Origin of the sequence: Actinoplanes rectilineatus (assembly GCF_000962825.1) — a bacterium.
Taxonomy (GTDB): Bacteria; Actinomycetota; Actinomycetes; order Mycobacteriales; family Micromonosporaceae; genus Actinoplanes; species Actinoplanes rectilineatus.
Map to the genome: position 1 here is coordinate 1 of NZ_JZKF01000170.1, position 6,399 is coordinate 6,399.

At 61.8% G+C, this 6,399-nt stretch carries 9 protein-coding genes; 3 read left to right on the forward strand and 6 right to left on the reverse strand.

The genetic code is table 11. The features are described 5' to 3' along the window. Positions 1 to 204: 204 nt before the first annotated feature. Positions 205 to 561 carry a hypothetical protein gene (locus tag WH85_RS51355; protein ID WP_157411646.1) on the forward strand — a complete coding sequence of 119 codons (357 nt, stop codon included), beginning with the start codon at positions 205 to 207 and terminating at the stop codon, positions 559 to 561. Between the two features lie 217 nt (positions 562 to 778). On the opposite strand, the gene WH85_RS51360 is transcribed toward WH85_RS51355, so the two are convergent. Next, positions 779 to 1,369, reverse strand: coding sequence for a hypothetical protein (locus WH85_RS51360; protein WP_157411647.1), 591 nt, complete (start codon positions 1,367 to 1,369; stop codon positions 779 to 781). Positions 1,370 to 1,680: 311 nt separating this feature from the next. Between WH85_RS51360 and WH85_RS51365 the strand changes: the two genes are divergently transcribed. Then, positions 1,681 to 2,154: a hypothetical protein gene (locus tag WH85_RS51365; protein WP_157411648.1), complete on the forward strand. Its 474-nt coding sequence runs from the start codon at positions 1,681 to 1,683 to the stop codon at positions 2,152 to 2,154. Positions 2,155 to 2,565: 411 nt separating this feature from the next. Here WH85_RS51365 and WH85_RS45620 read toward each other — a convergent pair whose 3' ends face one another. Continuing rightward, on the reverse strand, positions 2,566 to 2,898 hold the full coding sequence (locus WH85_RS45620) for a hypothetical protein (protein ID WP_245674392.1): 333 nt from the start codon (positions 2,896 to 2,898) through the stop codon (positions 2,566 to 2,568). A gap of 182 nt (positions 2,899 to 3,080) precedes the next feature. Here WH85_RS45620 and WH85_RS51370 point away from each other — a divergent pair, with 182 nt between their 5' ends. Further along, a complete protein-coding gene (locus tag WH85_RS51370; protein ID WP_157411649.1) occupies positions 3,081 to 3,965 on the forward strand; it encodes a DUF6602 domain-containing protein in 885 nt (294 codons plus the stop codon). Between the two features lie 204 nt (positions 3,966 to 4,169). Here the strand turns inward: WH85_RS51370 and WH85_RS45625 are convergent, their stop codons facing one another. The 4 genes from WH85_RS45625 to WH85_RS45635 form a co-directional block, all read right to left on the reverse strand. After that, positions 4,170 to 4,421, reverse strand: a complete 252-nt coding sequence (locus tag WH85_RS45625; protein ID WP_157411650.1) for a tRNA-specific adenosine deaminase — start codon at positions 4,419 to 4,421, stop codon at positions 4,170 to 4,172. Beyond that, positions 4,418 to 4,555, reverse strand: a complete 138-nt coding sequence (locus tag WH85_RS51375; RefSeq protein ID WP_157411651.1) for a hypothetical protein — start codon at positions 4,553 to 4,555, stop codon at positions 4,418 to 4,420. Before WH85_RS51375 ends, WH85_RS45625 begins: the two co-directional genes overlap by 4 nt. Before the next feature lie 91 nt (positions 4,556 to 4,646). Beyond that, positions 4,647 to 5,000, reverse strand: coding sequence for a MazG-like family protein (locus tag WH85_RS45630; protein WP_245674393.1), 354 nt, complete (start codon positions 4,998 to 5,000; stop codon positions 4,647 to 4,649). Beyond that, positions 4,966 to 5,721: a nucleotidyltransferase domain-containing protein gene (locus WH85_RS45635; protein ID WP_157411652.1), complete on the reverse strand. Its 756-nt coding sequence runs from the start codon at positions 5,719 to 5,721 to the stop codon at positions 4,966 to 4,968. The genes WH85_RS45630 and WH85_RS45635 overlap by 35 nt, the downstream gene beginning before the upstream one ends. Positions 5,722 to 6,399 lie beyond the last annotated feature (678 nt).

Sequence of the window (6,399 nt, forward strand, 5' to 3'; positions counted from 1 at the left end):
ATCGATGGCTCCACGCCTATATCCAGCACCGTCCGATCCGCAGGCATTTGCCCGTGTCGTACAGAATCAGACGCCCCTTCTCGCTGAGATCACCTCACTGCCTTTTCGTCCGCATTAGCCGCTTTCATACTCGGTGACAAAACGGCCTTCGAGCAACGAGTGAGCTGGCTGACTCAGCGGTGTCAAGATGATCCGTTCGAGACAATGCTTACCTCGATCGTATTCTGCGTCAAAGCGATGCAGCTATGGCAGCGGGCAACCGGCGAATCACCGAGGCTTCTCGCAGACAGCTGGATTGCCAGCGGAGCAACTGTTCCCCATGTTGCTGAAATCGTGCTGTCCGCCCACGATGGGAACCTGGAGGCACCGTTAATTCCCGGGCACCCAGATGACCAGAAAAAAGCCACCATGAATTTGGGCCCGGTAACGGCGCTTACTCTTTGTCTTGCTGCCGAGCACCGACCCTATCCGCTTGTCTCGGTGTTGCAGGATCTTCTAATCGATGTCCAACGCGAGCCAGCTGGTGATTTCGGCTCGGTGGGTGGCGAGGACGAGGATTAACTTCCGCGATACGATGTCCATGGTCGAGTGCACTCAACTCGGTATGAGCGCATGCCCGCCGCGTATGGTGCCTACGGACCGTGACGACCACACTGAGCACCGAGCACGACCGGCGGCAGATGAGTTTGCCGGGCAGAGTCGGAACCGATTTGGTGAACCTGCCGGGTTGACCTGCAGAACCGCTCGAGTGCTGTGGGTTCTGCAACAGAACCGTCGTCTAGGGAATGGGGGCCCAGTGCTGCACGCCGACGACGACGTCGCCGAGTGTGCTCGGGTGTCCGGGCGGGTACTGCCACAGCGGCCATGAACAGCCGGCAAGTTCGGCCCAGCCCTTTTGCGCCGCTTCGTTCAACCGGTCCTCGACAACGGTGTCGACAGAGCCTGTGACCTCGCCGTAGGCAAAGAGGACAGGGTCATTGAGAGAACGCCAGCGAACGAGGAAGCGCTGGTTGCTACAGCCGTTCATGGTCGCCGGATAGGGATTCGTACAGGCATCACTTCCACACACCGAGCTCCACTGACCGGTAAAGGCACGTGTGGTCTCGGTCCACTCGTGTTGAAGCTCCCAGCCCACCAACGTCTGAGGAAATGCCGGGCCCTGACCGGACAGGATCAGATTCGTTGTACCGCTGTCCGACCAGGTGGGGCCTGCCGATGAGGTCGGGCCAGCCGACGCCGACTGGACGCTTGACGAGGCCGGACCGGGTCGGGAGTCACGGTAATGCCAGACAACAGCCGCGAAGGCGGTTGCGGCAACGAGCCCGAGAGCAGTTCCGGTCACAAACGCGTGACGGACCTTCGGCTGCATGAGGTGAAACTACCGAATCCGGCGTGATGGAGTCTCCCGTTCGCCCGGCTGAACGCAAGCCTCGAACCGGTCGAAGCACACCTACCCACGTCGGCCAGTCAGACCGAACTGCCGGTCGTTCGCCAGGGCGGAGCGCGCCGTTCTCTACGCCTGGGCCCACGAGCGGGGTGACCGGATCGCGGCATGAGAGTAAGTTTCGCAAACTCGGCCTGATTTGATCTTGATAGAGAGTCACGCTGCGTCCGCCGACGCGCTCACCGTCTTCCCGTAGTATCGATGCAGCACCAAAGTTAACCCGGGAGGGAATTTCGTTGACGGTTAGTCCACCGACTCGGCTTGAGCTGAAGCTTGCCAAGTGGTGGCTCTTCTCGGCCGCCATTGTGATCTTCACTCTCGCTGCAGACATAATGGCAGCGGCTATCGGACCTGGATCCTTTAATGCTATTACGGTTTTCGGTGGAGGGGACCTATTTGCCGCCTCGTTCGGGCTGTCAGCAGCTGCCGCCGGAGATTTAATCTGCGATAGGCTCTTCGCGCCGAATCCACAGATCACTCACCTCAAGTGGCTTGGGCTCTGCCTAGCCTTCGGACTGTTTTCATTCGTTGCATATTTCTGGGCTAAGGATTCTTTAGGACTCGCTGCAATTGTGGCGGGTGATGGCATTGCCGGCGGAGATTTGAGCGAGGTGAAAGATACTGCCTTCTGGATAGCAGTCGTATCTCCAGTAACCTGCTTAGTCTCAGCGTACGTTGCCCGTCAGGCCGTCAAGCGGTCAGAGCCGTGAGGAGGTGGCAGCATGACCAATAAAACGTCAGGGATCTGGACAGCCCTAGCAACCTTCGTCGCCGGCCTGGGCACAATTACGGCGACGCTGCTCGCTAGAGGCCTTGACTCTGTCGACAAGGTGGCAGGCGTCGCGAGCGTAATAATTACCGTAGTCAGCCTTCTTGGTGGACTTTTTGCTCAGGCACACGAATTTCGGATACTTCGCCAACGAGCGACGGGGAAAAAGAGGGAAGAGCCGCCAAGCGGGAAAACCTGAGATCGGATTATCGGCGCTTGATATCACACAGAAAACGATCATCGGACGATCGGCGCGCACTCTCATCGGCATGGCAAAACGCAATCCTGGACGGCTGCCCGCCCGAGACCTCTATCAGCGGCAGACGAGGATGCCTTGGACGCAGGCCGCCTGTCACTGCTCGGTAGGCGGCCCGTCGATATCGCCGAGGCTGTCCAGCAGCCGTTGGCGGGCGTTATGAAGGCGCCCGGGATAGTCCGGCATGAAGATCTCGGCAAGCGACTTATCCAGCGTGCCAGCGATCGCGTATAGCGGCGACCAGGCCGCGCGCTCCTCGTTGACGAGGTTGTCGAACGCCGCGGTGCCCATCATTTGGTCAAGCCAGTCGGAGAGCACGAAGGCCTGGTCTCTGGTGAGTTTGATCGTGAGTTCGTCATCCGGCACCGATGAAGCGTACTGGCCGCCAGCCTGGTCACCCCGCCCGCGCGGAAGCGCGATCAGCGGCATGAAAGTGTAGCCCCTACCTATTCGGCGGACCCCAGAAGAGGGAATCTAGTTGACCGTCGACCCAGCTTAGGCAAGATGAATTGGGCTCGACCAGACGCCTTGGCCGGTCGTCCAAGGAAAGACGGGATTTTCGGACATCGCTGGCCTGGAGCCCAAACTTCCTACGGCCGATTTTCGGAGGCATGCCTGTTATGGCAATCTCATATCGGGACCTGTTCGACGTCAACCTAAAGTACCTAGATTTCATCGTGACGAAGACGCTAGTGATCCATCAGTACCTTCATGGGATTAAGAGCTCCGGCGATAGCGTAGAGTCCGAAGTAAGAGAGTTGTTGCGCCGCGTTGTACCGGCCCGCTTTCGCGTGACACACGGGTATATCGTTTCTGCCAGTAACGCAGCGGAGGAGCCTTCCGTCTCGCCGCAGGTGGACGTAATCATCGTCGACACCCTTGTGCCGCACTCGCTGTGGACGGTTGATGACAGCCAGGGAGTCGAGATCGTTCCTATTGAAGCGGTCGTCGCCATCATCGAAGTGAAGCGCACTCTGACGGAGAAGGCACTGACGGAGGCAGCCCTGCACCTTCAGAAGATCCGAGACAGGGTTGGAGTAGAGAAGTATTCCAATTCTGGCTATCTGCCAGGCGGTGTCACCATTGGCGCCGCGTTGACCAGTCCGTACCGGTCAAACCCATTGTTCGGGATATTTGGAATCATCGGCGATCCTTGGCTCATTGATGCACCGAGTGAACGGTTCAAAGAGCTTGTGAAAAGTACGGATATTGAGGACAAGGTCCCACTTGAACTGGACATGATTCTTTCGCTCGACGGAACCCTGGTTGCGACCGCGGATTCCGGAAGCTCAAATTATCAACCCCATCATGTCCGAGTGACTGGCGAGGTATATCCAGTAAATGAAAGCTCGGCACGTGCGGGACATGCTCCACGTCAAGCACTGGCCTTCGGGCTCGGGTTTTTATTGGCCTATCTTGATAAGTCGTGTGGGAGGATGGCAAACATAGTTGGATACTTCTTCAATGACCATCTGATGGATGAGAAGAAGGCTTGACTGACGGCATTTCCAACTGCGGACGCCGTCGGGTGTGGCCGGGATGCGCAGATGCGTGATGGCACCGGTCCGGATGTCGACGATGGCGACGTCGTTGAGGTGGTCGGCCCAGTCGATTCCGCAGTAGAAGCGCGGCGGACGGTTCATAACGGTGTTCTCCAAATCCCGGGCACGGCAGGGGGGCGGGCGCGGCGCCCAAGCACATCAGGCAGGGCTCCAGGTTGACCGCCAACCGCACGGCGCCGACCGTGGCCGGTCACGCAGCAGCAGGTCGGCCTGGTCCATCGCGAGCAGGTCGGCATGAATCAGCCGCCGGTTCTGGGCCCGGTCCTGAGTAAACGCACTCGCGATGATCTCACCGCCCATCTCCACCACGGCGCCGATGGGCATCTCACCGTGTGCCATGCCCTCCTCGGCTTGGCGGATCGCCGCCGCAACAAGGTCGTCCGGCGTCACCGCGGCCCGTCCTCACCGCCGGCATGCCCCTGCGCGTGCCAGTGCGGCCGGGCGCCGGGATGCGGTGCGCAGTGCCGGTTCTGCGTGCGTCCGCAGCCATATCTCGTCCGCTGGACGGTGTTCTCGGCCTTCATGCTGGCAACTCTGACGACCGGTCGCTGGGCTCACCGATCGCGGCCGGCCGCTCGGGGAGGCGGTCTCGGGCTTTGACCGCGCACGCGGTCATCACGGCACAGGGATCCTGGCCGAGGCTGGCGATGGCCACCAGCGCGGTGAAGGCCACGCCGCGAGTTCACCGACCACATCGCCCACCGTATGGGTGACGCCTTTCCTCGGGTTCTGACCAAGAACCCCGCCCCATGCCTGAACGGCTTCGCCGGCCTCTTCCATGATCTTCGCGATCCGCATCGTCAGTTCCAGCGTGGCGGAGCCGTTCTGCTCATCCAGATACGCCCGCCATCGGACGGCGGTGTCCCAGATCGACGCCTCGCCGACATCGGTCATCTGCTGTCCTCTTATCCAGAACTGCTGCCGGAAGAACTCCTTACGCGGTGCGGTGCCGCGCAGCAGCAACCGCATCGGCGAGGTCGATCAGCCGGCCGGCGGCGGTCACGGCCGGGGCCAGCTCCGGATGCCCGGCGAGGTCGATGCGATCCCGCAGCATCCGGGCCAGGCCAGGCGCGGCCGTATCCGGTGGCAGGCCTAGCTGGTCGTGAATGGCCTCCTGTCGTTCCCGGTCTCCCCGCGCCAGGTACTTCGCGGCCAGCTGGGTCAGGAACAGGATGTTCTCCGCAGCGTCCGGGTCGGCGCCCCGGCTGTCCGTCGTCCGGTGCCGGTCCATCAACGCCATGAACCCGAGCTCGCTGCGCGGCAGCGTCCCGGTCTCGTGCAGCACCCGGCTGCCGGCCGGGACAGTGGCGGTCGCCGTCGGCCACAGGCACAGGTCGACCAGCAGTGGCAGTCCGTCCAGGTCGAGGCACACCGCCCGGTAGCCACCGCCGAGTGGCGCATTGCGAGGTTTGCCCCGGGTGAACAAGACCTGTCCCGGCAGGCCCAAGCCGTTCACCGGATCCCGCAGTACCTCGCCCGGCATCGACTCGTCGAACACGACGACCAGGTCAACATCGCTGAACGGGTCATCGGACTCGGACGCTAGCGAGCCGTAAAGCCACGCCCCGGTCAGAAATGCGCGCTCACGCAATCCCACAGTGACCGCGTCGAGCCAGTCGCTACGGCCGGCCGCTAAGGCCGCCAACTGCGCGCGCAGGTCGGAGGACCGATCAGCGACGGGCTCGACCATGACGCCTCACTTCCGTCGTCGACGTGAAAGCCGACGGCCTGCAATGTGAACAGCTCACGGCAGCAGGCCGCCCACAACGACTCGTGGCGGGCTGCCTGTTCGGCCAGGCATCGGATCAACGCTTTACTGACCGCAGGGTAGCCATCAGCAGCGCGGAATAGCGGCCGGCGAAGCGAGTCCGGCAAGGCAGACATCCTCCCGGGTGATATCCAGCATCTGCGCGATGCGGTCACAGACGTCGATCTGGTCAACGGACAGTTGACCACGGCCAGGATGAACCCACGTGGGCGATCGGGACGGCGAGATCCCTCATGCTCCACCGCAGAGGGGCCGCCCATACGCGTCCGTCCGGCTGGTGAGGGCCCGGCCTCGGGCACAGCGACGACACCTACCAAGGCAGGGCCCGCGTGCTGCGGCGCCGGCAAGAACGCTGAGCCATCGCAATGACGATGACAGCTTCGTCGCATCCCATGCCCCCGGCAGGAAAGCCTCGCCCGGAACGCCGATCAGGCCGCGCGGGGCGTACCAACCCTCGCCGTCTTCACGTCGACCAGAAGGGTTCTACTGGCTCTGTGCGCCGCCCTCTGTGCCAAGATCATGAGAGGCAAGATCTACTCTTGAAACGTTGAGTTGAGGGCGAGCGAGGAGACCACCACCGGTGGGTTCGAACAGTGAGGT

Coding starts and splice junctions, on each gene's coding strand:
- WH85_RS45620 (WP_245674392.1), bottom strand. CDS start 2,898: ATGCCGCTGATCGCGCTTCCGCGCGGGCGGGGTGACCAGGCTGGCGGC.
- WH85_RS45630 (WP_245674393.1), bottom strand. CDS start 5,000: ATGCGGTTGCTGCTGCGCGGCACCGCACCGCGTAAGGAGTTCTTCCGG.
- WH85_RS45635 (WP_157411652.1), bottom strand. CDS start 5,721: ATGGTCGAGCCCGTCGCTGATCGGTCCTCCGACCTGCGCGCGCAGTTG.
- WH85_RS51360 (WP_157411647.1), bottom strand. CDS start 1,369: ATGCAGCCGAAGGTCCGTCACGCGTTTGTGACCGGAACTGCTCTCGGG.
- WH85_RS51375 (WP_157411651.1), bottom strand. CDS start 4,555: ATGAAGGCCGAGAACACCGTCCAGCGGACGAGATATGGCTGCGGACGC.
- WH85_RS51370 (WP_157411649.1), top strand. CDS start 3,081: ATGCCTGTTATGGCAATCTCATATCGGGACCTGTTCGACGTCAACCTA.
- WH85_RS51355 (WP_157411646.1), top strand. CDS start 205: ATGCTTACCTCGATCGTATTCTGCGTCAAAGCGATGCAGCTATGGCAG.